The organism is Consotaella aegiceratis (assembly GCF_036541425.1).
GTDB classification, from domain to species: Bacteria; Pseudomonadota; Alphaproteobacteria; order Rhizobiales; family Rhizobiaceae; genus Consotaella; species Consotaella aegiceratis.
The window spans coordinates 266,946-290,904 of the sequence record NZ_JAZHFT010000003.1 but is presented as its reverse complement, the minus strand read 5'-3'; the positions used below and the strand labels follow the sequence as shown (position 1 = coordinate 290,904).

The window sequence follows — 23,959 nt, the reverse complement described above, 5'->3', positions numbered from 1 at the left end:
CTGGGAGGGAGAAGGAGGCGGGCGACATGTCGCCCCGCCTCGGAAAACAGAAGGACGAAGCGCCTAGCGCAGCGTCTTCATCGCCACCATGTCCATGTCGGGGAAGGTCTGGTTCTCGCCCGCCATGCCCCAGATGAAGGTGTAGCTGCCGGTGCCGACGCCGGTGTGCACCGACCAGCTCGGCGAGATCACCGCCTGCTCGTTGCGCATCACCAGATGGCGGGTTTCGGTCGGCTCGCCCATCGTGTGGAAGACCACCGTGTCCTCGCTCATATCGAAATAGAGATAGGCCTCCATGCGGCGATCGTGCGTGTGGCACGGCATGGTGTTCCAGAGGCTGTTCTCCAGAAGCGTCGTCATGCCCATCAAGAGCTGGCAGGTCGGCAGCACGTCCGGGATCAGGTACTTGTTGATGGTGCGCTTGTTCGAGTTCTTCGGATCGCCCAGCGTTTCCTTGACCGCCTGCTCCAGCGTGATGGCGCGGGTCGGGTAGGTCTTGTGGGCCGGCGCGGAGTTTATCCAGAACTTGGCCGGGTTCTCGGCGCTCTCGCTCTCGAAGCGGACGTCCTTGCTGCCGGCACCGACATAGCAGGCCTCGCGAGCGCCGATGGCGTAGCGGGTGCCGTCGACCACCACGGCACCGGGACCGCCGATGTTGATGGCGCCAAGCTCGCGACGTTCCAGGAAGTACTCGGTGCCGACCTGCGCCTTCATCGAGGCCGGGATCTCCACCGGACCCTTGACCGGCATGGCGCCGCCCAGGATCAGACGGTCGTCGTGGCTGTAGGTCAGGCACAGGCTGTCGGCCTCGAAAACGGTCTCCACCAGGAAATTCTTGCGCAGCGCGTCGGTGTCGAACGTCTTGGCATATTCGGCGGGAATCGATTGACGGACTTCCATGGCCTTCTCCTTGTCGAGGTAGCGTTTTTTAAAAAACGAAACGGTATTTCGATTTAACGGCGTCCTAACACGCCGCCGCCATGGGAACAAGCGTTGGGATACTAGTCGAGCGGTTACCGGGCGCAAGCCGCGCCTGTACTCGGGCACTTTCCCTTGCACTTGCCTTCCTCGGGTGACAGCGTAGGGCGGACGAGGCGCCGAGCCACTATCGGTCGGCGCCAACACCGCCTGGCCATTCGTGACCTTGGGCGAATGTGCCGCTGAATGAAGGCCGGCCGGGGGAGAGGAGCCGCTGCCATCACTGGGCGATCGACGATAGCTGGCGCGATTTGCGCCGTCTTGGTGACGGCGGTCAGCCTCGCCATGCTCCTGGCGCTCAAGCCGGGCCTCGCCCAGGACCGTCCGGAACGACCGGGGAGCACGGTGATCGTCCTCGACATCACCGGCGCGATCGGCCCCGCAACGACCGATTTTGTCGAGCATGGGCTGGATATCGCGGCGGAGCGGCAATCCGTCGCGGTGGTGCTCAGGATGGACACGCCGGGCGGGCTTGCCTCTTCGATGCGCGACATCGTCCAGGCGATCCTGGCCTCGCCCGTCCCGGTGATCGGCTACGTCGCGCCGAGCGGCGCGCGGGCTGCCAGCGCGGGCACCTACATTCTCTATGCAACCCATGTCGCGGCCATGGCCCCGGGCACCAATCTCGGCGCGGCCACGCCGGTCCAGCTTGGCGGCGAGGCCCAGCCGCTGCCCGATACCCGCGGCGGCCAGGATGACGACGCGGCGCCGGCCGACACCATGACCTCCAAGGTTGTCAACGATTCCGCCGCCTATATCCGCAGCCTGGCAGAGCTGCGCGGGCGCAATGCCGACTGGGCCGAGGCCGCCGTGCGCCGAGCCGAGAGCCTGTCGGCCAACGCGGCGCTCGACGCCGGCGTGATCGATTTTCTGGCCGACGGTGTCGATGATCTCCTCGACCAGGCCGACGGTCAAACGGTGCAGGCCGCCGGCCAGGACGTCACGCTCGCCACCGCAGGGCGGCCGACGACCGTTCTGGAGCCCAACTGGCGCTCGCGCCTGCTTGCGCTCGTCACCGATCCCAACATCGCCTATGTGCTGATGCTGGTGGGCATCTATGGCATCATTCTCGAATTCTTCCATCCCGGCGCGGTGTTGCCCGGCACGGTGGGCGCGATCAGCCTGATCATGGCGCTCTTCGCCCTCAACATGCTGCCGATCAACTATGCCGGCGCGGCCCTTCTGATCCTCGGCATCGCCCTGATGACGGCGGAGGCCTTCGTGCCGTCCTTCGGCATCCTCGGGATCGGCGGCGCCGCCGCCTTTGCCGTCGGATCCTTCTTCATGATCGAGGACGTGCCCGGCTTCGGCCTGTCGATCTGGGTGATCGCGGCCGCCACCGCCGTCAGCATCGGACTGTTCGCCATCGTCATCGGGGCCGCCGTTCGCGCCTATCGCCGCAAGGTCACGAGCGGCGACGCCGCGCTCATCGGCGCCATCGGCAGCGTGCTGGTCTGGTCGGGCGACCACGGCCAGATCCATGTCCACGGCGAACGCTGGCAGGCGCGCTCATCGACCCCGCTCGCCCCCGGCACGCCGGTCCGCGTCAAAGCGCGCGATGCCCTTCTGCTCACGGTCGAGCCGGCCTCACAAATCGCTTCCGAGGAGCACGTGTCATGATCAATCTCGCCGCCTTCGTCGTCCTCATCGTCCTGGTTCTCTTCTTCCTGCTCTCGACGTTCAGGATCCTTCGGGAATACGAGCGCGGCGTGATGTTCACGCTCGGTCGCTACTCCGGCGTCAAGGGGCCGGGTCTCATCCTGGTGATCCCCGTCATCCAGCAGATGGTGCGCGTCGACCTGCGCACCATTGTGCTCGACGTGCCCAGCCAGGACGTGATCTCGCGCGACAACGTGTCGGTGAAGGTCAACGCGGTGCTTTATTTCCGCGTCATCGAAGCGGAGAAGGCGGTGATCCAGGTCGAGGATTTCATGGTCGCCACCAGCCAGCTCGCCCAGACGACGCTGCGCTCGGTGCTCGGCAAGCACGAGTTGGACGAGATGCTGTCGGAACGCGACAAGCTGAACGCCGACTTGCAGGAGATCCTCGACAGCCAGACCGATGCCTGGGGCATCAAGGTGGCCAATGTCGAGATCAAGCATGTCGACATCGACGAGAGCATGGTGCGGGCCATCGCCCGTCAGGCCGAGGCCGAGCGCAACCGGCGCGCCCGCATCATCAACGCCGAGGGCGAGCATCAGGCCGCCGAGACGCTGGCCCAGGCGGCGGAGACGCTGGCCGGCCGACCCGAGTCGATGCAGCTGCGCTTCCTCTCGACGCTCTATGACATCGCCGGCGACAAGAATTCGACCATCGTCTTCCCGGTGCCGATCGACCTGTTGCGCGGCCTCTTCACCGCCTCGGCAGGCCCGGCCGCACCGACGGCCGAGCCGACGGCCCGCAAGCCGGGCGAACAGATTAATTCTTGAGCGCCCGCCCAAGGATTGGGCGCAACCTCCGGCTCGACCGAGACCACACTTCAGCCAGGGCGAGCAGCCTTAAGCCTTGCAGGCCAATCGGTTGCCGCCGCCTCGCCGTGCCTGCGACAAAATGGCACAGCGCTTGCCAGTGACGTTGCGGAACCCGCCGTGGAGTGCGGGCGTCAACAGCTGGAGAGCAGAATGAATTCAGGCTTGCGATGGGTGGGCGGCCTACTGGCCGCAGCGGCTTTTGCTTCGACCGGTATGACGAGCGCGATGGCGCAGGATGCGCCGTCGGGAGAGCCGATCAAGGTCGGCATCCTGCATTCGCTGTCGGGCACGATGGCGATTTCCGAAACGACGCTCAAAGACGTCATGCTGATGCTGATCGACGAGCAGAACAAGAAGGGCGGATTGCTCGGCCGTCCGCTGGAGGCGGTGGTGGTCGACCCGGCCTCTGACTGGCCGCTGTTCGCCGAAAAGGCACGCGAACTGATTAGCCAGGACGATGTCGCGGCGGTCTTCGGCTGCTGGACCTCGGTCTCGCGCAAATCGGTGCTGCCGGTGTTCAAGGAGCTGAATTCGATTCTCTTCTATCCCGTCCAGTACGAGGGCGAGGAATCGGAGCGCAACGTGTTCTACACCGGCGCCGCCCCCAACCAGCAGGCGATCCCGGCCGTCGACTACCTGATGGGCGAAGGCGTCGAGCGCTGGGTGTTGGAAGGCACCGACTACGTCTATCCGCGCACCACCAACAAGATCCTCGAGCAGTATCTCATGGACAAGGGCGTCGCCGCCGAGGACATCAAGATCAACTACACGCCGTTCAGCTTCTCCGACTGGCAGACCGAGGTCTCGGCCATCAAGGAGTTCGGCTCGGCCGGCAAGAAGACGGCGGTCGTCTCGACCATCAACGGCGACGCCAACGTGCCGTTCTACAAGGAGCTCGGCAACCAGGGCATCGAGGCAACCGACATCCCGGTCGTCGCCTTCTCGGTCGGCGAGGAAGAGCTGGCCGGCATCGACACCGCGCCGCTGGTCGGCCATCTTGCCGCCTGGAACTACTTCATGTCGATCGATACGCCCGAGAACGAGGAGTTCATCGACAAGTGGCATGAATTCATCGGCAATGACGAGCGCGTCACCAACGATCCGATGGAAGCCCATTACATCGGCTTCAACATGTGGGTGAAGGCGGTCGAAAAGGCCGGCACGACCGACGTGGACGCGGTCATCGACGCGCTGCCCGGCATCGAGCAGGCCAACCTCACCGGCGGCACCTCGACCATGTTGCCGAACCACCACATCACCAAGCCCGTGCTGATCGGCGAGATCACTGACGACGGTCAGTTCGACGTGGTCGACGAGACCGACGATCTGGTGCCCGGCGACGCTTGGTCCGATTTTCTGCCGGAATCGAAGAAGCTCGAGGCCGACTGGGTCGATCTGAAGTGCGGCAACTACGACACCGAGGCCAAGAAGTGTCTCGGCGAGACGGCCGCGGCGCAATAGCCGCCGCCCGCGACGACACGCTCGTCGAAGATTTGGGGGCGGCCATGCGGTCGTCCCCTGCCCGTTTCTCATAATCCGGGTCGCTTGATGCTCCGCTTGCTCCAGGGTCTCGTGACGCTTTGGCTTTTCGCCGTCGTTGCCATGCTCGCTCATCCCGCTTCGGCCGCCGACGGGGATGCGGCGGCCGTCATCCAGAAGTTCGGCGGCAAGCACAGCTACGACGAGACCGAGGCGACGATCCAGGAGGCGGCCGCCACCGGCGACCCTGCCGTCGCCCGAGCGCTCAGAGCCTTGCGGGAGGGCGACCTCTATTGGCGCGAAAGCGACGAGGCCGTCTTCATCGCCACCGGCCGGGGCGACACGCTGACCCTTCTCGATCCGATCACCGGCGAAGAGGTCGGCACCGCCGACAAGCACGACTTGTCGAAAGTGAAGGTGAAAAACTCCATCCGCAACGCGGTCACGGCTGCGCTGGGCTCGCTGACGCTGCGCTCCGACAATTCCGCGCAACGGCAGCGCGCCGCCGAAACGCTGTTCTCCGAAGCCGATCCCGAGATGATCGGCCCGCTCGACGACGCCATCGCGGCGGAAACCGACGATACGGTGCGCACGCGCATGCGGGAAGCACGGGCCGCGGCGGTTCTCGTCTCCGACCTGCCGGCGTCGGAGAAGGCCGAGGCCGCTTCGGTGCTCCAGGAGCGCGGCGACCGCGAGGCGTTGACCATGCTCACCCGCTTCGCCGCCTCGACCGACGACGAAGCCGCGCGCAAGGCGGCGCAAAGCGCCATCGCCGGCATCGAGCGCACCATCGCGTTTTGGAACCAGACCCAGAACGTCTGGTATGGCCTGTCGCTCGGCTCGGTCCTGCTGCTCGCGGCCATCGGCCTTGCGATCACCTTCGGCGTCATGGGCGTCATCAACATGGCGCATGGCGAGATGGTGATGCTCGGCGCCTATACGACCTTCGCCGTCCAGGAGGCGATCCGCGACAACGCCCCATGGCTGTTCGAGTGGTCGCTGGCCATCGCCCTTCCCCTCGCCTTTCTCGTCTCGGCCCTGGTCGGCCTGGTCATGGAGCGCGGGCTGATCCGCTTCCTTTACGGCCGGCCGCTGGAGACGTTGCTTGCCACATTCGGCGTGTCCTTGATCCTCCAGCAGACCGTGCGCTCGCTTTTCGGACCGACCAACCGGCAAGTCGGCAATCCGGACTGGATGTCCGGCGCCTTCGATGTCGGACTGATGTCGGTCACCTGGAACAGGCTCTGGATCATCGTCTTTTCGCTGGTGGTCTTCGCCGCGCTGCTCGCCCTTCTCAACCGGACGCCGCTGGGGCTGCAGATGCGCGCCGTCACCCAGAACCGCCGCATGGCGTCCGCCATGGGCATCCGCACGCCGTGGGTAGACGCGATGACCTTCGCGCTCGGCTCCGGCATCGCCGGCATCGCCGGCGTGGCCCTGTCGCAGATCGACAACGTCTCGCCCAACCTCGGCCAGAGCTACATCATCGATAGCTTCATGGTCGTTGTCTTCGGCGGCGTCGGCAATCTGTGGGGTACGCTCGTCGGCGCCATGACGCTGGGCGTCCTCAACAAGTTTTTGGAGCCCTTCGCCGGCGCGGTGCTCGGCAAGATCGTCGTGCTCGTCCTCATCATCCTCTTCATCCAGAAGCGGCCGCGCGGCCTCTTCGCCCAGAAGGGACGGTTCGCAGAGGCATGATGCAAAAAAGCTCGACATTCCGAGATGCCGGCGGCGGCCATGGGCTGATCTCCCCCCTCGTGGCGGAGATGGGCGGCAGCCCGGAGGGGGGGACACGGCGTCCGCGCAATGCAAGGACAGCTCCGGATAGGGCGGGATCACCCCCCCTCTGCCTTGCCAGGCATCTTCCCCACGAGGGGGGAGATCGCGCCAATCGCCAAGAGCAGAGTCAGGCATGCGAACTTCGCCCGCAAGCCGGTGAACGTCCGGCGGAGGCGGCTGGATGATCGTCGCGCGTTTCCTTGGCCCTCGGGTCTTCATCCTGGTCGCCGCGCTGCTGGCGGCGGCCGTGCTGGTGCCGATGTCGACGCTGTGGCTGCCGGCTTCGCATCCGCTTCACGTGCCGGCCTATCTGGTGCCGTTGCTCGGCAAATACATCTGCTATGCCATGCTCGCCCTCGCCCTCGATCTGGTCTGGGGCACGGTCGGCATCCTGTCGCTCGGCCACGGCGCCTTCTTCGCTCTCGGCGGCTACGCCATGGGCATGTACCTGATGCGCCAGATCGGCTCGCGCGGCGTCTATGGCAATCCTGTCCTGCCCGACTTCATGGTGTTCCTGAACTGGAAGGAGCTGCCCTGGTACTGGACTGGGTTCGACCAATTCTGGTTCGCCGCGCTGATGGTGCTCGTCGTGCCGGGCCTGCTCGGCTTCGTCTTCGGCTTTTTCGCCTTCCGATCGCGCGTGACCGGCGTCTATCTGTCGATCATCACCCAGGCGATGACCTATGCGCTGCTCCTCGCCTTCTTCCGTAACGACATGGGCTTCGGCGGCAACAACGGCCTGACCGACTTCAAGGACATTCTCGGCTTCCCGATCCAGGCGGCCACGACACGCGCCGGCCTGTTCGCGGCAAGCTGCATCGCGCTTGCGATCGCCGTCCTTCTCGTCGGCGCGATCACCCGCTCCAAGCTCGGCAAGCTGATGATCGCGGTGCGTGACGCCGAAAGCCGCACGCGCTTCATCGGCTGGCGGCCGGAATATGTGAAGCTCTTCGCCTTCACCGTCTCGGCGGTGATGGCGGGCATCGCCGGCGCCCTCTACGTGCCGCAGGTCGGCATCATCAATCCCGGCGAGTTCGCGCCGGTCAACTCCATCGAGATCGTCGTCTGGGCGGCCGTCGGCGGCCGCGGCACGCTGCTCGGTCCGGTGATCGGCGCGCTCCTGGTCAATTTCGGCAAGAGCTATTTCACGGCCGCCGCGCCCGAGTTCTGGCTGTTCGTGCTCGGCGGCCTGTTCGTGCTGGTCACCCTGTTCCTGCCCAAGGGGATCGTCGGCACCCTCGACCAGGGGTGGTCGGCCCTGCGTGCCCGGCGCGCCTCACGCGAGGCGGAAGCCGGCGAAGCGGTCGAGCCGGTGGACGTCGAGGAAACGGCCCCACGGCCGGCGGAGTAGAGCGATGAGCGAGACCCTACCAGCGACCAGGCCTCGCCAGGAAACGCTGCTCTATCTCGACGGCGTCACCAAGAGCTTCGACGGCTTCAAGGCGATCAACAACCTCTCGCTCGTCATCGAAAAGGGCGAGATGCGCGCCATCATCGGCCCCAATGGCGCCGGCAAGACGACGATGATGGACATCATCACCGGCAAGACCCGGCCCGACACGGGCGAAGTCTATTTCCGCGGCGAGGTCGATCTTACCCGCCACGACGAACCGGCCATCGCCTCCATGGGGATCGGCCGCAAGTTCCAGAAGCCGACGGTCTTCGAGAGCCACACGGTGGAGGACAATCTGCGTCTGTCGCTTGCCGGACCTCGCTCGATCTTCGCCGCGCTGTTTCACAAGAAGACCGAAGAGGAACGGGAGAAGATCGATCGCATCCTCGCCACCACCCGTCTGACTACCAAACGCAAGACCCTTGCCGCGGATCTCAGCCACGGCCAGAAACAGTGGCTCGAGATCGGCATGCTGCTCGCCCAGGACCCCGAGTTGCTTCTCGTAGACGAGCCGGTGGCCGGCATGACCGACGCCGAGACCAAAGAGACGGCGCGCCTCCTGCGCGATATCGCCCGGCACCACTCGGTCGTGGTGGTCGAGCACGACATGGCCTTCGTGCGCGCCCTCGGCGTCAAGGTGACCTGCCTGCACGAAGGCTCGGTGCTCTCGGAGGGCACCATTGAGCACGTTTCCAACGATCCCAAGGTCATCGAGGTGTATCTGGGGCGATAAACAACAACGCCGAACGGCCGGCAAAGGTGACCTTGCCGGAAGAATTGAGGAGTGCCGGTGGCAATCGACGCCCTATTTGCTAAGGACATGAGATATTCGCCCGGCCAAACTACCCGGCGCCAGACCCGATCGGCAGGACATCCTCATGCACATCATAGGTCTTTTCGTTGGTCTCCTCGTCGCCGCAGCCGTTTGGTACTGGCGGTTCAAGATGGTTCATTCCGCAGCGCGCGATTTGGGCGACTTCGCGGCCACGGCGCGAGGCAGGTATCGCCGAAGCCGTTTTCGCGCCATGGCCAACAATTCCACCCTGACCGCGATCGAGGATCCCCGCGCCGCCGCCGCAGTCGTTCTCGTTGCCGCGATCGAAGCCGGCCGTCCGATGACCGACGATGACGAGGCCGCGATCGAGGACTGGCTGCGGACCGTCACCGATGATCCCGATCCGACGGAAACACTGACCTTTGCGCGCTGGGCTGCTCGCCACGCCTACCAGTTCGAGGGCGTCATCCGACCTTTGGCGCCACTCCTAAAACGTTCTCTTGGCCCGCGCGAATGCGATCAGCTCATCGAGGGCGTCAGCAAGCTGATCAACCGTCGCGGCCGTGCCAATTCGGAACAACGAGGCGCCCTCCTTCTCCTTCGCGATACGCTCGTGCCGCAAAGCGTGCGCCCGCAACCTCTATGAGGCTCGTTCGATGCTGACCGTCTCCAACGTCGATCTCTATTACGGCGCGGCGCAGGCGCTCAGAAACGTCACGATCGGGGCCGGCGAGGGCCAGATCACCTGCGTTCTCGGCCGCAATGGCGTCGGCAAGACCAGCCTACTGTCGGCGATCGTCGGTCAGCACGGCATTCGCCGCGGCGACATCACGCTCGACGGCGCCTCGCTCGGCCGCGAGCCGCCTTATGCACGGGCCCGGCGCGGCATCGGCTTCGTGCCCCAGGGTCGGGAAATCTTCCCGCTGCTCACCGTCCGCGAAAATCTCGAAACCGGCTATGCGCCGCTGAAAACCGGCGACCGCTCGATCCCCGACCACGTCTTCGACCTCTTTCCGGTCCTGAAGGATATGCTGTCGCGGCGCGGCGGCGACCTGTCGGGCGGCCAACAGCAGCAATTGGCGATCGGCCGCGCTTTGGTCACCCGGCCGCGCCTACTCGTGCTCGACGAGCCGACCGAAGGCATCCAGCCTTCGATCATCAAGGACATCGGCCGCGCCATCCGCTACCTCAAGGAGCAGTCGGGCCTCGCGATCCTGCTGGTCGAACAGTATCTCGACTTCTGCCGCGAGCTTGCCGACAAGGTCTACATCATGGATCGCGGCGAGATCGTCTTCGAGGGCGTGGCCGAGGACCTGGACGACCCAGACGTCCGCCGTCACCTGACGGTCTAGGCGGGCAAAAGGCGATCTACCGCGCGACGGCGATGTCACCCAGGCCGACGAAGCCGCCCGGCCTCGTCTTGAAGACCTTGAACAGCTTCTCCTTCCCCGGTGTCGACTCGATGAAATCGAGATAGGCGCGCTTCAACAGCCGGCGCGCTTCCAGGAAGATCGCGTCGTCGCCCATCCCGGAAAAATCGGCGGCCGCGAGATACTGGCCCATGCGGCGCATGATGTGCAGCCGAGACACGTTCACGACCTCGGCCTCGTAGGGCAGCAGGAAATAGAGGAAGAAGTCCTCTGCCGACGAGAGCTTCTCGATCTGATCGAGAACCGAACTGCGGGCGTTGTCCGTCATGATGGTCTTCCTTCGCCAGAGAAACCTATTCGGCGGCCTGGGCGGCGGAAAACGCCGTCCAGTAGAGCCGTTCGAGATCCTGCCGCGAGGGTGTCGCCTTGGTGAGCGTCACCTGCGTCCGGATCAAGCCGAGCATCGTCTTCGCGGTCTCGACATCGTCGGGCAGCCCCACCTCGGCCAACGCCAGCCGCAGCCCCGCCAGCCCGGAATGCTTACCGAGGACGAGGGTATGACGGCGGCCGAAGAGAGCCGGCGGGAGCGCTTCGTAGGTCGCCTTGTCCTTGAGAAGCCCGTCGACATGGATGCCGGCTTCGTGGGTAAAGACGGCCTCGCCGACGATCGGCTTGAACACTGGGAGCTGCCGCCCCGAGGCCCGCTCGACCAGGGCCGAGAGATCCATCAGTGCCGTCAGGTCGATCCCCGTCGTCCCGCCGGCGTAGGCGATCGCCGCGGCGATCTCCTCCAGCGCCGCGTTGCCGGCGCGCTCGCCCAGCCCGTTGACGGTGACGCTGAGATGACCGGCGCCTGCCGTTGCTGCGGCCAGCGTGTTCGCCGTCGCCATGCCGAGATCGTTATGAGCATGAAACTCGATGGGCAGGCCCGCTTGGTGAACCGTCGTCACGAGGCGGTGCGTTGCAAATGGGTCGAGAATGCCGAGCGTGTCGGCGAGACGGACACGGATCGCGCCGGCGGCCTTCGCTGTCCGCGCGAGTTCGACGAGAAACGCCGGATCGGCGCGCGAGGCATCCTCCAGGCCCAGCGAAACCGTAAAGCCCTGACTTCGCGCCTCGACGATCAGGTCCGCGACCTTGGCCAGCGCCCAATCGCGGTCGGCGCCGAGCTTGGCCTTGAGCTGGACGTCCGACGCAGGAACCGTGAAATGCAGACGCTCGACTCCGGTCTGCGTCGCGGCCTGCAGATCGCGAGGGTGCAGACGGCACCAAGCGACGGGCACGGCCCGGGTCAGAACGGCGGCGATCGCGCGGATGTCGGCGATCTCGTCGGCACCCATGGCGGGGATTCCGGCCTCGATCTCGGCGACACCGGCGCGGTCCAGCGCCCGGGCGATGGCGATCTTCTCGGCCCGATTGAAGGCCACGCCGGCGGTCTGTTCCCCATCGCGCAAGGTGGTGTCGCATAGTGCGACGGGCTCGGGATAGGTCATGCGGGTCAAGGCTGGCATCGACATCTCCTCACGCATGAAGCGACTGAAAGGATGAAGGTGTTTCCTGGGCGTCCTCTTCCCAGAAGGGCGACATCTCGCGAAGCCGCGCGATGATCGGCGGCAGAGCTTCGGTCACCCGGTCGATCTCGGTTGCCGTGGTCTCGCGTCCCAGCGAGAAGCGGATCGCGCCATGGGCTGCGGTGAAGGGCACGGCCATCGCCTTCAGCACATGCGAGGGCTCAAGCGAGCCGGAGGTGCACGCCGAGCCGGAAGAGGCCGCGATGCCTTCGCGGTCGAGATGAAGCAGAATCCCCTCGCCTTCCACGAAATCGAAGGCGATCGTCGCCGTATTGGGCAGACGGTCATAGGGGTCGCCGACCACGAAGCAGCGCTCGACCGCGCCGAGAACATCCCGCTCGAAGCGATCGCGCAGCACCTTGATCGCGGCGATGTCCTCCACCAGTGTCGCCATGGTGAGTTCGGCCGCCTTGCCGAGACCGACGATGCCCGGCACGTTTTCGGTGCCAGCGCGCCGGCCGCGTTCCTGCTTGCCGCCGAAGATCAGCGGCTGAAATTTGGTGCCGCGGCGCACATAGAGCGCGCCGATACCTTTCGGCCCGTGAAACTTGTGTCCGGACAGCGAGAGCATGTCGATCGCGGTGCCCTTGAGCGTGACGGGCACTTTGCCGACCGCTTGCACCGCATCGGTGTGAAACAGCGCGCCCGCCTCGTGCGCCAACTCGGCCAGCCCTTCGACCGGAAAGATCGTGCCGGTTTCGTTGTTGGCCCACATCAGCGAGACGATCGCCGTCTTCGGCGACAGTGCCGCGCGATAGGCTTCGATATCGAGGCGGCCGTGGCCGTCGACGGGAATGCGGTGAACCTTGATGCCCTCGCGCGCCTCGAGCCAGGCGCAGAGCTGCAGGACAGCCGGATGTTCGACCGCCGAAGTGACGATCTCGCGCCGCGACGGGTCGGCGGCCAACCCGGCGCGGATCGCCGTGTTGTTACTTTCCGACCCGCCGGAGGTGAAGACGATCTCCTCCTCCTTTTCAGCGCCGATCAGCGCTGCGACGGCCTGACGAGCCTGGCGCAGGGCACGCGCCGACTCCGTGCCCATCCCGTAGAGGGTGGAGGCATTGCCGAACTGCTCGGTGAAAAAGGGCAGCATCGCCGCCACGACCTCCGGATGGGTCCGGGTGGTGGCGTTGTGGTCGAGATAGATCGAGGTCATCGCGCCGGCCTCACATGGTGGTGACGGGCATGATGCGAACCGGCCGGTTCAGCATCTGCGTGATGCGCTGGCGCAGTCCTCCGAGCGTCAGCGATGCAATCTGGCATCCGGCGCAGGTGCCGGTCAGGCGCACCCGCACCATCGTGCCGTCGAATTCGACGAACTCCACGTCGCCACCATCCGCCTTGAACACCGGGCGCATCTCGTCGATGACGCCGGCGATGGCGGCAATATCCTCCGGCGTGGCATCGCGCGGCCCTTCGATCGGCGGCGCGATGCCGATGGGCAGGCCCGGCGCTCCCATCGGGCGGACCGGCGGTTTCGCATTGTGGCGAACGACGATCTGCATGCGGCCCGATGTCTGCGGCGAGGGGCTCGCCCCTGGACGCCTGAAAGCCTCAGCGGCCGGGATCAGTCCATCGGCCACCATCGCCGCGTTGGCCTCGGCCAGCAGTGATTCCAGCCGGTCGCGGCAGGCGGTGCAGCCGAGGCCCGCCTTCGTATGGTCGGCCAGCGCCTGGAGGCTCGTCAGGCGATGGCTGCGGATCACCCGCTGGATCGCCCGCTCTCCGACGGTCGAGCAGGCGCAGAGCGGCATGTCGCGAGACGAGGCCGTGCGTCCCTCGCCCGCCGCTCGGGTGTTCCACGCCGTCAGCGCCGTCGCCAGCGCCTCGCATCCCATGACGGAGCAGTAGAGCCTGGAGGCCGGAAGTCCGTCGAGCCGGGCGATCACCTCGCACTCGCTGATCGTCATGGCTTGCTCGACCGTTCGGCCGATCACCAGCTCGGTCAGCACCGAGCCGGCCGCCACCGAAGCACCGCCGCCGAAACTCTGGAAACGGGCATCCTCGATCGTCGCGGTTTCCGGATCGATCCGCAGCATCAGCTTCAGCGCATCGCCGCAAGCCAACGACCCCGCCGCGCCGACCGCGTCAGGCGCCAGAAGGGCACCGGCGTTGCGCGGGTTGAAGAAGTGGTCCCGAACGGCTTCCGAGTAGGTCAGCATCGGCGCTCGCGCCTCCGGTCAGCAGAAGGACTTGCCGCAGCCGCAGGTCGAAACCGCATTGGGGTTTTCGAAGACGAAGCCTGAGCCTTCGAGGCGCGTGACGAAATCGACGGTGACCCCCTGCAGATAGCTGCTCGACTGCGGATCGAGGAGCAGGGTGATGCCGTCCCAGTCGATCACCTCGTCGTCCTCGGCGACGTCCAGTTCGAGCGCCATGCCATATTGCAGGCCCGCGCAACCGCCGCCCTGAACCATGATCCTCAGGCCGGCAACGGGCCGCCCCGCTCCCTCGATCGCGCCGCGGATGGCGTCGCGGGCGTTTTCGGTCAATGCCAACATGTCGGTGCCTCCAAAGCGATGTGGTTCCGCATCAGGCCAAGCAACCGGCGTGCCAAATCATTTATATGATATATTTCAATATCTTGGATTATTTTCGCCGCGCCCGAACCGCGTGACGATTGCGACAATGACGGGTTCGCGACACGACGCGTCCCGTTACAACATGACAAAAAAAGGCCCGCAAGCCGCAAGGCTCGGGGCCCAGAAGCACGGCGCCGGGGAGGACAGCGCCGCGGTCAGGAGGGATCGTCGGACGGCGCGAAGCAGATCGGCTTGTCCGCGCATTCATCGCAGCTTGGCGCGAGGCACAGCGAAAACGCCGCATCCGCACAGATCTGGCGATAGAAGAACTTCTTCCAGCGCATGTTCTGATTGTTCAACTGCACGAGGCGCGGGAACCGTCGCTTCATCAGGGCGGTCAGGCGTGGACGCTCCGGCAGTCCGAGGTCTTCCCAGAGATGGCGGGGCTCCATGGCACGGCGCGCCAGGATGTCGGAAAACCAGACGCTTTCGCGCGAATTCGCCCCGCCGCGCCAGCGCATCAAAAGCGCCAGGGAGGTCTGATCGGCCGGCGGATCGGCGCGCTCCACGTCGAGATCGGGCAGATCCCGGTCCGGGAAATAGGCCGCAGCCAGCGCGTTGAAGCTCGCCCGATCGAGTCCGAGGCGATCCGGCAGCGAGCCCAGCCCGGCGTCGCGCTCGGCCAAGGCGATCGCCAGCATGCAGGCGAAGTCGCGCTGGTCGTCCTCGCTGGTGCCCGGCCTCGTCCGCGTGGGGCGAGGCGCCGGCACCACACCCGGACCGCCCTCCTCCATCTCAACCAGCCGCAGCATGGCTCTGGCATCCTTTGGTGCAGACGCGGGCACAGGCTCCGCAGCCGATGCAGGCACCGGCATTGGCGACCACCATCACCTTGCGCTCGAACTCGTCGTCGTCCTCATCCTCGATGTCGACGAACTCGCCGTCCTCGTCGACACCGCGCAAGGTCATGACCTCCTGGCCGCAGACCTTGAAGCAGCGGCCGCAGCCGATGCATTTCACCGTGTCGATGCCCTCGAGATAGGTCGGCGTAAAGGGCGTTCCGTCGCGGGTTAAGGCTTGCACTAACATCGTTTCGGCTCCTTGCCTGTCGCAATTCCGACAAAAGGGCCATTCGGCGCCGCTCGTGGAATTGCTCTAACCGGTTTCTTGCAAGATGCGGGCCAGTCCGGCGTCGAATGAGGACGACAAACGGCGTCTCAGGCCCGGGCGGCGTCGGGGAAGGTCTCGATCGTCGAAACCGCGTCCGCAGTCAGCTTGTCGCCCGCCTCGGCCAGTTTCTGAAAGCTTTCGAATCCGAAGCGGTGCACGTCTCTCAGATGCTTGGACAGCACCACGAGCCTGCCGGCGATCAGCACGATGCGGCCGAAGCCTTCGTGATGCATCTTCATCATCGGGCCCGCCATGCATCCGGTCTTCTTCTCGATCAGGAGACCGACCGCCGCATAGAACTTTTCGAGCCGCCACAGCGTCTCGGGTTCGGGATCGCCCATGATCGGGATGTCGCGGCGCTCGTCTTTGGTCACGATGTATTCCGCCAGCAGCTCGGCGTCCGACTTGTCCTCCCAGGCGCCGTAGCTGTCCTCCGCCCGAACCACCTGGACGAGTTGGGTCAGAAAGGCGCTGTCGGGCATCACGCCGCCGCGGGGATCGGCTTCGACCAGAGCGCTCATTGGATCGTTTCCTCCTCGTCGTCGTCCATGAAGCTCGGGCGCTCGGGCGCCTGCCCCAGGATCTTGCGCAGCCAGGGCGGCGGCGCGCTCTTCAGCATGGTCTGAACCCGCTCGATGACGGCAGGAATGGGCTCCGCCTCCTTCACCTTGACCGGGTGGATGCCGGCCCGCACCACCTTGGCGGCCGAGGGACCGCCGATGGCGAGCACGAAAAGCAACACCGAGCCCGCTAGCGCATCGACCTTCGGCGTGATGCGGTCCTCGGTATCGTTGTGGGCCCCCGCCTGCTCCGTCACCTGATCGAACTCGACCACCTCGACGAGGTGGGAATCGTTCGCCGTCACCTCGTAGAGGGCGACCTTCTTGGCAGAACCGAAATGCGCGTTGAGGTTTTCGAGGTCGTTGGTGGCGATCGCGATCTTCAGCGGCTTGGACGCGGCGTGCGCCGGCGCGTCGCTCATGGGGACCTCCGTTTCAATGAGACGCAGTCTGCGGGCGTGCATGATCGAACTCCTGACCGATCGGCGCGGCGCCGAAATCGTGCGGTTGCGGGCTGTGATGATGGGCCTGGACGGCGTTGGCGACTTCGTAGAGGAAGGCGCGCGTGCCGCGGTAGCCGACGCGGCAGACATCCTGCACACCGAGCCGGTCGAAGATCGGGAAGCCGGCGCGGATCAGCGGCAAGGCCAATCGCTCGGCCATCTGCCGGCCGTGGCTGTGGGTGATCAGGAGCTCCGCTTCGGCGCGTTCGGCGCGTTCGGCCAGCTCGCCGAGATCGGCGATCGCCACCTCGTCCGCCAGCACCTTCTCGATCACCGTGTTCGACGAGGCGGTCGAGACGGCGGCGACGATGTCGGCGCCCATCGAGGTCAGCGTCTGGCTGAGCGCGAACAGGAGGTCCGGGTCGGCGCCGATCGCAACCTTGCGACCGCCGATATGGAAATGCGCGTCCAGCGACGCGTCGACGAGACGCGAGCGATCGCGCTTGACCACCGTCGGCGCATCGTTCGCACCGGCGAGCCTCATCAGCTCCGCGACGAGGGAATCGACGCATTTGAGGCCGGTCACCGCGGAAAACACCCGGAACGGAACCCCCGTCCGCCGCTCGATCGCCTCGGCCGCTCCGATCAGGCTGCGCCCGACGACCAGCGTCGCAACGCTGCGGCCGAGCCTGGCGATATCGTCGAGGCGGGTGCCGCCCAGCGACGTGCCAGACCATGCATCGGCCACATGACCGTCGAGCGAGGTCGAGATGTCGGGAAGCACGATGGGTTCCAGCCCGAAGGCGCGGATGAGATCGACCAGCGCCTCGATATCGGCCGGCGTCATGTAGCTGGCGGCGAGCAGCGTCACCTGTCGCGGATCGGCCTCCAGGCGCCGCCCGCCGGTATCGGGCACCAGCTCTTCTACGATCGCCTGCACGGCCTTCGCCCAGCCCTCTTCCAGCCCGCCGGAAAAGTCCGGCGTCGAGGCATAGACGATCGCGGTGTCGGCGAGATCCGGCCGGCGCGCGCGCATTGCCTTGAGATCGCCGGCCACGTCCTCGCCACGCGTTTCGGTGAGCGCCGTCGACGCGATGCCGATGAACTTCGGATCATTCTTCTTTTTCAGGTTGCCGATCGCTTCCTCGACCTGATCGGCGCCGCCGAGAATGGTCGAGACCTCGTTCATCGCCGTGGTCTGCAGCGGTACCGCTTCCTTGAAGTGGCGCACCAGGCTGACCAGCGCGAAGGCCGTGCAACCTTGGCTGCCGTGGAACAGCGGCACGGCGCCTTCGATACCGAGATAGGCGAGAGCCGCGCCCAGAGGCGCGCTCTGCTTCAGTGGATTGGTCGATAGCGCGCGGCGCGGGTAGACGATACGGGCCATGGTCGTGGGGCCTCCCTCAACAATCCTCGAAATCGGTGGCGTCGCCCTTGACCACGGCCAGGGCAGGACCCGGCGTGGCCTCGGCGGCAGGCTGTATTTCCCAGGGGGCCGGCGCCCGCAACTCGTTCCACATCGGATTGTTGACCGAGCGGTCGATGGCGCGCACCAACTCGACCATGCCGACATAGCCGGCATAGGGCTCGTGCTTCTCCTGGTTGACGTCGATCCAAGGCGTTTTTGCCTTGAGCGCCACGAACTGGCTGCGCCCGCCCGACATCAACACGTCGGCCTCGGCGTTCTTCAGGACGCGGTACATCTCCTTCGGCGCCATGTTCTCGAACATATGCGTCTCGTCGCCCATGATCGCCTTGACGCGCGCCTTGTCGCCGTCGGTTGCCTTGCGCATCGAGGTGCCGATCACCTCCATGCCCAGTTCCTGGAGCGCCGAGACCACCGACCAGCTCTTGTGGCCGCCGGTGTAGAGCAGCACCCGCCGGCCGGCGACGCTGGGCCGATAGGGCTCCAGCGCCGCCCAGGCCTTGGCCTCCTCCTCGGAAATCAAGGTTTCGCAACGGTCGATCAGGTCGGGCGCGGCGCCGCGCTCCACCAGCATCCGGCACAGCGTGCGCAGCGCCTGGGAGGTATCGGAAATGCCGTAGAACGAGCCTTCGAACCAGGGGATGCCCCAACGCTCTTCCAGTTCGCGGGCGAGCGCGATCAATGCCTTGGAGCAGATCAGCATCGTCACCTTGGCACGGTGCGCCATCGCCACCTGACGGTAGCGCGCGTCGCCCGAGACCGAGCCCAGGACGCGAATGCCGAGCTTGTCGAGAAGAGGCTTCACCTGCCACAGCTCGCCGGACAGATTGTAGTCTCCGATGATGTTGATGTCGGTCGGCGTCGTCGTCTCGGGCTCGATCGTGCCGATCACATGCTCGAACAGCGCCTGGCCGCCGAGCTTGTTGCCGAGATTCTTGGAGCCGACGAAGCCCGGCGCGTTGATCGGGATGACCGGCGTGCCGAACTTTTCCGCCGCCGCCTTGCACACCGCCTCGATGTCGTCGCCGACCAGCGACGACACACAGGTCGCATAGACGAAGACCGCCGGCGGGCTGTGCTTTTCGATGATCTCGCGGATGGCGCGGAAGAGCTTCTTCTCGCCATGGCCCATGACGATGTCGAGTTCCGACAGGTCGGTGGTGAAGCCGGTACGATAGAGCGTCGAGCCCGAGGAGGCCGAACTGCGATTGTCCCAGCTCATGCCGGAGCAGGCGAGCGGCGCATGGACCAGATGGGCGACGTCGACGATCGGCTGCAGAGCGATCATGGCCCCGTCGAAGGCGCACCCGCCGGCGGCGGCGCCCGGTGTCAGGGCCTTGGAGCAGCCCTTCTTGCGCTGGGTTTCGCTCTTGGCTTGGTTGACGCCGCACGCCGGTTCGTTGAACGCGGCTTCGACACGGACCTTCAGCGCTTCAGCCATCGTGGGATCTCCAGATCGCTTGACAATTCGAGGATGCGGCCCGACCGGCGCGAGGCCGGCCGGGAGCGAAGACCGTCAGCGGGTGAGGTCGAACGAGATGTCGCCGCCCACCGTGCCCGACTCGGTGTCGAGCTTGTCGAAGATCGTGTCGAGGATCTTCACCAGGACGTTGATCGCGCCCTGATAGCCCCAGGTCGGGAAGCGGTGGTGGTGATGCCGGTCGAAGATCGGGAAGGTCAGCCGGATCAGCGGCACGCCGAGATCGCGCTCCAGATACTTGCCGTGCGAGTTGCCGATCAGAAGATCGACGGGCTCGGTGGCCATCAGCGAGCGCAGATGCCACAGATCCTTGCCGGCCCAGACCTGGCAATCCTTGCCGAAGGGCGAGGAGTCGAACAGCGCCTGCATCTGCTTCGCCCACTTCTTGCTGCCGTTGGTGGCCAGGCAGTGGCGCGGCTCGCCGCCGGTCTCCAGCACGAAACGGGCCATCGAGTAGACGAAGTCCGGATCGCCGTAGATCGCGTAAGTCTTGCCGTGCAGGTAGGACTGGCTGTCGGCCATGGCGTCGACCAGGCGGCCGCGCTCCAGCTTCAAGCTGTCCGGGATCGTCTTGCCGGTGATCTCGGTGACCTTCATCAGGAACTCGTCGGTGCCCTGCACGCCCATGGGATAGTGCAGAGCGGCGGTCTCCTGGCCCATCTCCCGGCAGAATTCCAGCGTCTTGCGGCTGCAGTATTCCTGCATCGACAGCGTGGTCTTGGCGTTGAGGCCGGCCTTCACCTCCTCGAGCGTGGTGCCGCCGTCGTACATGCGGAACTCGCCGTCCGAGGGGGTGTCGTAGACGTCCGAAACGTCGCCCAGAACTGTCGCCTCGACGCCCATCAGGTCGAGCATCCGGTTGAGTTCGCGGATGTTGCCGACCGCGTAGCCGTCGAAGCCCGGAATGATGTTCAGGCCTTCGCCGGGGGTGCGCTCGGTGTTCCGCCAGAAGTGCTCCAGGATGCCCTTCTGCATGTTGTCGTAGCCGTCCACATGGCTGCCGACGAAGGCCGGCGTGTGGGCGTGCGGAACGTCGAAGTCGGCCGGGACGGAGCCCTGTTCCTTCGCCTTGATGATGAAGGAGTTCAGGTCGTCGCCGATGACCTCCGCCATGCAGGTGGTGGAGACGGCGATCATCTTCGGCGAATAGAGTGAATGGGCGTTGGCCAGCCCGTCGATCATGTTGTTGAGACCGCCGAACACCGCCGCGTCCTCGGTCATCGAGGAGGAGACCGCCGAGGCCGGCTCCTTGAAGTGGCGCGACAGATGCGATCGGTAGTAGGCCGCACAGCCCTGGCTGCCGTGGATGAACGACAGGGTCTGCTCGTAGCCGGCCGCCGCAAACACGGCGCCGAGCGGCTGGCAGGCCTTGGCGGGGTTCACGCAGAGCGATTCCCGCGCCAGGTTCTTCTCCCGATACTCCCACGACTTCGTCCAGTCGGCGATCTCCACGATCTTTTCGTCGGAATGGCCGTTCTCGAACGCAGTCTTCTTGTTCTTCAGCATCTCCTGGTATTCAGGCTCTTTGAAGAGCGGGCCGTGATCCAGGACCTTCTCGGCTGACTGGGGCATCTCGTCTCATCCTTCTCCTGGCCGTCCGCCTTACGGGACGCGCGCTGAGAGTTGATCGGTGGATAAAGAGGTCGTCTGACGGGGCGGCCGGCAGACCCGCCGCCCCTGGGATCGAAATGTCAGGCAGCGACGTCTTCGGCCGCTTCCGGCTGGGCTTCCCAAGGCGCCTTGAACAGGTTCCAGACCGGATTGTTGATCGCCAGATCCATGTCACGGGCGAAGATGGCGAAGCCGTCATAGCCGTGATAGGGGCCCGAATAGTCCCAGGAGTGCATCTGACGGAACGGAATGCCCATCTTCTGCACCGGGTACTTTTCCTTGATGCCGGAGCCGACGAGATCCGGGCGAATCCGCTCGATGAACTTCTCCAGCTCGTAGCCGGTTACGTCGTCGTAGATCAGCGTGCCTTCTTTGACGTAGTGGCCGGTGCGCTTGTAGTCGTCGGAGTGGGCGAACTCGTAGCCTGTGCCGGCGATCACCATGCCGAGATCGTCATAGGCCGTCACCACGTGGCGCGGGCGCAGGCCACCGACATAGAGCATCACCGACTTGCCTTCGAGGCGCGGGCGGTACTTGGCGATCACCGCATCGACAAGCGGCTGATACTTGGCGATCACCTTTTCGGCGTTGTCCTGGATCGTCTCGTCGAAGTTCTTGGCGATGGCGCGCAGCGACGCGGCGATCTGGGTGGGCCCGAAGAAGTTGTACTCCATCCACGGCACGCCGTAGGTCTCTTCCATGTAGCGGCAGATGTAGTTCATCGACCGGTAGCAGTGGATGAGGTTGAGCCTGGCCCGCGGGGCACGCTCCAACTCGGCGAGAGTGGCGTCGCCCGACCAGTTGCCGACCACGCGCAGACCCATCTCTTCGAGCAGCATACGGCTCGCCCAGGCATCGCCGCCGATGTTGTAGTCACCGATGACGCTCACGTCATACGGTCCGGGCTCGTAGCCGGCGTCTTCCTTGCCCTTGTCGAGAACCCAGTCGCGGATCGCATCGTTGGCGATGTGGTGGCCGAGCGACTGCGAGACGCCGCGAAAGCCCTCGCACCGGACCGGGACGATGGTCTTGTCGATCTCCTTCGACTTGTTGCGCGACACCGCCTCGATGTCGTCGCCGATCAGGCCGATCGGGCATTCGGACTGGACCGAGATGCCGTTGGCGAGCGGAAACAGCTCGGCGATCTCGTCGATTACCTTGGCGAGCTTCTTGTCGCCGCCGAAGACGATGTCCTTTTCCTGGAAATCGGTGGTGAACTGCATCGTCACGAAGGAATCGATGCCCGTCGTGCCGGTGTAGTAGTTGCGCCGCTGCGACCAGGAATATTGGCCGCAGCCCACGGGGCCGTGGCTGATGTGGACCATGTCCTTGACCGGGCCCCACACCACGCCCTTCGAGCCGGCATAGGCACAGCCGCGGATCGTCATGACACCGGGCAGCGACTTGATGTTCGACTTCACGCTGTCGCACTTGGAGGCGATTTCGGTCTCGCCCTCCGGCGCCGCCTTGGCGACGGCCAGGTGCTTGGCGCGCTTCTTCTTCGCCTTGTCGGGATAGGCGGTCAGCACGTCCTCGATGAGCTGCTCGCGCAGCTCCGCATCGGTCAGCAAGGTATCCATAGGCATGGATCGGCTCCTTTGAAGAAAGGGGATGCGAGCCGGCCGGGAGGCCGGCTCCACCGTGCGGTTACGCGGTCGCGGCCTCGGCTTTGGCGATGGCGGCGAGCCGATCCTCTTCGGACTGCATGATGCCGAAATCCATCAGCATCTGCTCCAGCTCTTCCATGGTGATCGGGGTTGGGACGACGCCCTGCCCGGAGTTCGCGTGGATCTTGTTGGCGAGCTGGCGGTACTCGTCGGCCTGCTTGGAGTCCGGCGCATACTGCAGCACCGTCTGGCGACGCAGCTCGGCGTGTTGGACGATGTTGTCGCGCGGCACGAAGTGGATCAGCTTGGAGCCGAGCTTGGCGGCCATCGCTTCGGCCAGCTCCAGTTCCTGATCGGTCTGACGCTCGTTGCAGATCAGCCCGCCCAGGCGCACGCCGCCGGAATTGGCGTATTTCAGGATGCCCTTGGAGATGTTGTTGGCGGCATAGAGCGCCATCATCTCGCCGGACATGACGATGTAGATTTCCTGCGCCTTGTTCTCGCGGATCGGCATGGCGAAGCCACCACACACGACGTCGCCGAGCACGTCGTAGGAGACATAGTCGACATCCTCGTAGGCGCCGTTCTCTTCCAGGAAGTTGATGGCGGTGATGACGCCGCGGCCGGCGCAGCCGACGCCGGGCTCAGGGCCGCCGGACTCGACACACTTGATGTCCTTGTAGCCAATCTTCAGAACATCCTCGAGTTCCAGATCCTCGACCGAGCCCATCTCGGCGGCGAGGTGGAGAACCGTGTCCTGGGCCTTCGCGTTGAGGATCAGGCGGGTGGAGTCGGCCTTGGGGTCGCAGCCGACGATGAGGATTTTCTGCCCGAGCTCGACCAGGGCGGCGAGCGTGTTTTGCGAGGTGGTCGACTTGCCGATGCCACCCTTGCCGTAAAAAGCGATCTGACGAAGTGCGCTCATAACGAATTGTCCTTTGCCGGTGGTTCGTTGCACTGGGTACAAATTCCATGAGAAGGGCGTCGCCGCCGGTCTCTGACCAGGGACTTGCAGGAAGCGTGCCAACTGCGTTCGGATTTTTTAGTTGTTTGTTTTCATGATCTTAACGAAGACACGACACTCGCGACCGGCGCTCCGTCTCGTGTGACGAAGCCGACAAACACCGACAAAGTCGAACAATTCCAGGAAATGTCAGACGCGACGACCACGGCATGACATGCAGGCGGCCCGCCTCACCGAAAGCCGGCGTCACGAGCGGCCCGCCCCGGATAGGCGTCAACCAAAGAAAGCATAATTTATGGAACTATAAATATATAGTCCATATTACACTTTATGACGCAATTTAAACTTTTTTCCTTTATG

Annotated in this window: 23 protein-coding genes; 8 read left to right on the top strand and 15 right to left on the bottom strand. The window is 65.1% G+C overall.

All coding sequences use genetic code 11. From position 1 onward, the window contains the following. Positions 1 to 63 precede the first annotated feature (63 nt). The gene (kduI, locus tag SMD10_RS04455) at positions 64 to 900 is read right to left on the bottom strand and encodes a 5-dehydro-4-deoxy-D-glucuronate isomerase (protein WP_331684439.1); all 837 of its coding nucleotides are present in this window, start codon (positions 898 to 900) and stop codon (positions 64 to 66) included. Positions 901 to 1,263: 363 nt separating this feature from the next. Here kduI and SMD10_RS04450 point away from each other — a divergent pair, with 363 nt between their 5' ends. From SMD10_RS04450 to urtE, 8 genes are all read left to right on the top strand, one after another. Then, complete coding sequence (locus SMD10_RS04450) at positions 1,264 to 2,598, top strand: NfeD family protein (protein WP_432757184.1); 1,335 nt, start codon at positions 1,264 to 1,266, stop codon at positions 2,596 to 2,598. After that, complete coding sequence (locus tag SMD10_RS04445; RefSeq protein ID WP_331684437.1) at positions 2,595 to 3,407, top strand: slipin family protein; 813 nt, start codon at positions 2,595 to 2,597, stop codon at positions 3,405 to 3,407. Before SMD10_RS04450 ends, SMD10_RS04445 begins: the two co-directional genes overlap by 4 nt. Positions 3,408 to 3,662: 255 nt before the next feature. Further along, positions 3,663 to 4,910 (top strand): urea ABC transporter substrate-binding protein, encoded by a 1,248-nt coding sequence (gene urtA, locus SMD10_RS04440; protein ID WP_331684463.1) that lies wholly within the window; start codon positions 3,663 to 3,665, stop codon positions 4,908 to 4,910. An 87-nt stretch (positions 4,911 to 4,997) separates the two neighbouring features. After that, a complete protein-coding gene (gene urtB / locus SMD10_RS04435) occupies positions 4,998 to 6,626 on the top strand; it encodes an urea ABC transporter permease subunit UrtB (RefSeq protein ID WP_331684436.1) in 1,629 nt (542 codons plus the stop codon). 262 nt (positions 6,627 to 6,888) lie between these two features. Continuing rightward, on the top strand, positions 6,889 to 8,058 hold the full coding sequence (gene urtC, locus SMD10_RS04430) for an urea ABC transporter permease subunit UrtC (protein ID WP_331684435.1): 1,170 nt from the start codon (positions 6,889 to 6,891) through the stop codon (positions 8,056 to 8,058). Between the two features lie 4 nt (positions 8,059 to 8,062). Next, positions 8,063 to 8,833 carry an urea ABC transporter ATP-binding protein UrtD gene (gene urtD / locus SMD10_RS04425; protein ID WP_331684434.1) on the top strand — a complete coding sequence of 257 codons (771 nt, stop codon included), beginning with the start codon at positions 8,063 to 8,065 and terminating at the stop codon, positions 8,831 to 8,833. 382 nt (positions 8,834 to 9,215) lie between these two features. Then, positions 9,216 to 9,521 (top strand): hypothetical protein, encoded by a 306-nt coding sequence (locus SMD10_RS04420; protein ID WP_331684433.1) that lies wholly within the window; start codon positions 9,216 to 9,218, stop codon positions 9,519 to 9,521. Positions 9,522 to 9,531: 10 nt separating this feature from the next. Further along, entirely contained in the window at positions 9,532 to 10,227 is a 696-nt protein-coding gene (gene urtE / locus SMD10_RS04415; RefSeq protein WP_331684432.1) for an urea ABC transporter ATP-binding subunit UrtE, read from the top strand. 16 nt (positions 10,228 to 10,243) lie between these two features. On the opposite strand, the gene nifW is transcribed toward urtE, so the two are convergent. The 14 genes from nifW to nifH all read right to left on the bottom strand — a co-directional run bounded on the left by nifW (position 10,244) and on the right by nifH (position 23,560). Further along, positions 10,244 to 10,573, bottom strand: a complete 330-nt coding sequence (gene nifW / locus SMD10_RS04410; protein ID WP_331684431.1) for a nitrogenase stabilizing/protective protein NifW — start codon at positions 10,571 to 10,573, stop codon at positions 10,244 to 10,246. Positions 10,574 to 10,598: 25 nt separating this feature from the next. Beyond that, positions 10,599 to 11,756 (bottom strand): homocitrate synthase, encoded by a 1,158-nt coding sequence (gene nifV / locus SMD10_RS04405; RefSeq protein WP_331684430.1) that lies wholly within the window; start codon positions 11,754 to 11,756, stop codon positions 10,599 to 10,601. Positions 11,757 to 11,766: 10 nt separating this feature from the next. Further along, entirely contained in the window at positions 11,767 to 12,972 is a 1,206-nt protein-coding gene (gene nifS, locus SMD10_RS04400) for a cysteine desulfurase NifS (RefSeq protein ID WP_331684429.1), read from the bottom strand. 10 nt (positions 12,973 to 12,982) lie between these two features. After that, entirely contained in the window at positions 12,983 to 13,978 is a 996-nt protein-coding gene (locus SMD10_RS04395; protein WP_331684428.1) for an iron-sulfur cluster assembly scaffold protein, read from the bottom strand. 18 nt (positions 13,979 to 13,996) lie between these two features. Further along, positions 13,997 to 14,317 (bottom strand): HesB/IscA family protein, encoded by a 321-nt coding sequence (locus SMD10_RS04390; RefSeq protein WP_331684427.1) that lies wholly within the window; start codon positions 14,315 to 14,317, stop codon positions 13,997 to 13,999. A 236-nt stretch (positions 14,318 to 14,553) separates the two neighbouring features. Further along, complete coding sequence (locus SMD10_RS04385) at positions 14,554 to 15,150, bottom strand: nitrogen fixation protein NifQ (RefSeq protein ID WP_331684426.1); 597 nt, start codon at positions 15,148 to 15,150, stop codon at positions 14,554 to 14,556. Continuing rightward, positions 15,134 to 15,421, bottom strand: coding sequence for a ferredoxin III, nif-specific (gene fdxB / locus SMD10_RS04380; protein WP_331684462.1), 288 nt, complete (start codon positions 15,419 to 15,421; stop codon positions 15,134 to 15,136). The genes SMD10_RS04385 and fdxB overlap by 17 nt, the downstream gene beginning before the upstream one ends. A 134-nt stretch (positions 15,422 to 15,555) precedes the next feature. Beyond that, on the bottom strand, positions 15,556 to 16,029 hold the full coding sequence (locus SMD10_RS04375) for a NifX-associated nitrogen fixation protein (protein ID WP_432757176.1): 474 nt from the start codon (positions 16,027 to 16,029) through the stop codon (positions 15,556 to 15,558). Continuing rightward, positions 16,026 to 16,490 carry a nitrogen fixation protein NifX gene (gene nifX, locus SMD10_RS04370; protein WP_331684425.1) on the bottom strand — a complete coding sequence of 155 codons (465 nt, stop codon included), beginning with the start codon at positions 16,488 to 16,490 and terminating at the stop codon, positions 16,026 to 16,028. The genes SMD10_RS04375 and nifX overlap by 4 nt, the downstream gene beginning before the upstream one ends. A 13-nt stretch (positions 16,491 to 16,503) precedes the next feature. Beyond that, a complete protein-coding gene (gene nifN / locus SMD10_RS04365) occupies positions 16,504 to 17,898 on the bottom strand; it encodes a nitrogenase iron-molybdenum cofactor biosynthesis protein NifN (RefSeq protein WP_331684424.1) in 1,395 nt (464 codons plus the stop codon). A gap of 16 nt (positions 17,899 to 17,914) precedes the next feature. Continuing rightward, on the bottom strand, positions 17,915 to 19,378 hold the full coding sequence (gene nifE / locus SMD10_RS04360) for a nitrogenase iron-molybdenum cofactor biosynthesis protein NifE (protein WP_331684423.1): 1,464 nt from the start codon (positions 19,376 to 19,378) through the stop codon (positions 17,915 to 17,917). Between the two features lie 75 nt (positions 19,379 to 19,453). Continuing rightward, positions 19,454 to 20,989: a nitrogenase molybdenum-iron protein subunit beta gene (gene nifK / locus SMD10_RS04355; protein ID WP_331684422.1), complete on the bottom strand. Its 1,536-nt coding sequence runs from the start codon at positions 20,987 to 20,989 to the stop codon at positions 19,454 to 19,456. Positions 20,990 to 21,108: 119 nt separating this feature from the next. Further along, positions 21,109 to 22,608 (bottom strand): nitrogenase molybdenum-iron protein alpha chain, encoded by a 1,500-nt coding sequence (gene nifD, locus SMD10_RS04350; RefSeq protein ID WP_432757183.1) that lies wholly within the window; start codon positions 22,606 to 22,608, stop codon positions 21,109 to 21,111. Between the two features lie 67 nt (positions 22,609 to 22,675). Next, a complete protein-coding gene (nifH, locus tag SMD10_RS04345; protein ID WP_331684420.1) occupies positions 22,676 to 23,560 on the bottom strand; it encodes a nitrogenase iron protein in 885 nt (294 codons plus the stop codon). Positions 23,561 to 23,959 lie beyond the last annotated feature (399 nt).

What these genes read in the sequence shown, in the direction of transcription:
- SMD10_RS04390 (WP_331684427.1), bottom strand. Translation starts at nt 14,317, where the DNA reads ATGTTGGCATTGACCGAAAACGCCCGCGACGCCATCCGCGGCGCGATC.
- nifX (WP_331684425.1), bottom strand. Translation starts at nt 16,490, where the DNA reads ATGAGCGACGCGCCGGCGCACGCCGCGTCCAAGCCGCTGAAGATCGCG.
- nifK (WP_331684422.1), bottom strand. Translation starts at nt 20,989, where the DNA reads ATGCCCCAGTCAGCCGAGAAGGTCCTGGATCACGGCCCGCTCTTCAAA.
- nifV (WP_331684430.1), bottom strand. Translation starts at nt 11,756, where the DNA reads ATGCCAGCCTTGACCCGCATGACCTATCCCGAGCCCGTCGCACTATGC.
- nifS (WP_331684429.1), bottom strand. Translation starts at nt 12,972, where the DNA reads ATGACCTCGATCTATCTCGACCACAACGCCACCACCCGGACCCATCCG.
- nifH (WP_331684420.1), bottom strand. Translation starts at nt 23,560, where the DNA reads ATGAGCGCACTTCGTCAGATCGCTTTTTACGGCAAGGGTGGCATCGGC.
- SMD10_RS04395 (WP_331684428.1), bottom strand. Translation starts at nt 13,978, where the DNA reads ATGCTGACCTACTCGGAAGCCGTTCGGGACCACTTCTTCAACCCGCGC.
- nifW (WP_331684431.1), bottom strand. Translation starts at nt 10,573, where the DNA reads ATGACGGACAACGCCCGCAGTTCGGTTCTCGATCAGATCGAGAAGCTC.
- nifD (WP_432757183.1), bottom strand. Translation starts at nt 22,608, where the DNA reads ATGGATACCTTGCTGACCGATGCGGAGCTGCGCGAGCAGCTCATCGAG.
- SMD10_RS04385 (WP_331684426.1), bottom strand. Translation starts at nt 15,150, where the DNA reads ATGCTGCGGCTGGTTGAGATGGAGGAGGGCGGTCCGGGTGTGGTGCCG.
- urtA (WP_331684463.1), top strand. Translation starts at nt 3,663, where the DNA reads ATGACGAGCGCGATGGCGCAGGATGCGCCGTCGGGAGAGCCGATCAAG.
- urtD (WP_331684434.1), top strand. Translation starts at nt 8,063, where the DNA reads ATGAGCGAGACCCTACCAGCGACCAGGCCTCGCCAGGAAACGCTGCTC.
- urtC (WP_331684435.1), top strand. Translation starts at nt 6,889, where the DNA reads ATGATCGTCGCGCGTTTCCTTGGCCCTCGGGTCTTCATCCTGGTCGCC.
- SMD10_RS04445 (WP_331684437.1), top strand. Translation starts at nt 2,595, where the DNA reads ATGATCAATCTCGCCGCCTTCGTCGTCCTCATCGTCCTGGTTCTCTTC.
- SMD10_RS04450 (WP_432757184.1), top strand. Translation starts at nt 1,264, where the DNA reads ATGCTCCTGGCGCTCAAGCCGGGCCTCGCCCAGGACCGTCCGGAACGA.
- nifE (WP_331684423.1), bottom strand. Translation starts at nt 19,378, where the DNA reads ATGGCTGAAGCGCTGAAGGTCCGTGTCGAAGCCGCGTTCAACGAACCG.
- SMD10_RS04420 (WP_331684433.1), top strand. Translation starts at nt 9,216, where the DNA reads ATGACCGACGATGACGAGGCCGCGATCGAGGACTGGCTGCGGACCGTC.
- urtE (WP_331684432.1), top strand. Translation starts at nt 9,532, where the DNA reads ATGCTGACCGTCTCCAACGTCGATCTCTATTACGGCGCGGCGCAGGCG.
- urtB (WP_331684436.1), top strand. Translation starts at nt 4,998, where the DNA reads ATGCTCCGCTTGCTCCAGGGTCTCGTGACGCTTTGGCTTTTCGCCGTC.
- kduI (WP_331684439.1), bottom strand. Translation starts at nt 900, where the DNA reads ATGGAAGTCCGTCAATCGATTCCCGCCGAATATGCCAAGACGTTCGAC.
- SMD10_RS04375 (WP_432757176.1), bottom strand. Translation starts at nt 16,029, where the DNA reads ATGAGCGCTCTGGTCGAAGCCGATCCCCGCGGCGGCGTGATGCCCGAC.
- nifN (WP_331684424.1), bottom strand. Translation starts at nt 17,898, where the DNA reads ATGGCCCGTATCGTCTACCCGCGCCGCGCGCTATCGACCAATCCACTG.